The organism is Vibrio sp. 1401 (assembly GCF_033340295.1).
In genome coordinates, this window is the sequence record NZ_JAWOWF010000310.1 from 1 (window position 1) to 741 (window position 741).

Below are 741 nucleotides of genomic sequence, written 5' to 3' on the forward strand. Positions count from 1 at the left end.
CGACGCCTTCTGGGTTGACATAAATTAAGCCCATCATCACAGCGGCGAGTGGATTCTCTAAATCCCGTTCACCTGAATAGCGGCTGTTAGGGTTGTTGGTAGGTGCCAGCCATTCTTTTTCTGAGCCCCAATAAATGTCCTTTTCTGGGTGCCAGATGTCTTCGCGCCCGAATCCGAAGCCGAACGTTTTCAACCCCATGGATTCATAAGCCATCGTACCGGCATACGCAATGAGATCGGCCCAGCTCAGTTGGTTGCCGTATTTTTTCTTAATCGGCCAAAGGATACGTCTTGCTTTGTCGAGATTAGCGTTATCTGGCCATGAATTTAGCGGGGCGAAACGTAAATTACCTGTGCCCGCACCGCCGCGACCATCTGCGATTCGATAAGTCCCTGCCGCATGCCATGACATACGAATCATCAAGCCGCCATAATGTCCCCAGTCAGCAGGCCACCATTCTTGGCTATCGGTCATTAGTGCGATGAGGTCTTGTTTGAGTGCAGAGAAATCGAGTTTTTTGACTTCTTCTTGGTAATCAAAATCACTCGGCATTGGACTTGTTTTAGCGTCGTGTTGATGCAAAATGTCTAGGTTGAGCGACTTCGGCCACCAGTTCTTTTCTGTTCTGTCATTGGTGGTCATGGAGCCATGCATTACGGGGCATTTGCCTGCGGAATGCGCTTTTTCTTGTGTCATGTTAATTCTCCCATTCTTGCGTTTTGCGAGTGCTAGTCGTTACA

1 protein-coding gene is annotated in these 741 nt (G+C 48.9%); it reads right to left on the reverse strand.

Translation table 11 applies throughout. The annotated features are described in order from the left end of the window. The coding region (locus R7Z77_RS25310; protein WP_318137040.1) for a peroxidase family protein at window positions 1–697 on the reverse strand (697 nt) is incomplete at its 3' end. Window positions 698–741: the final 44 nt, after the last annotated feature.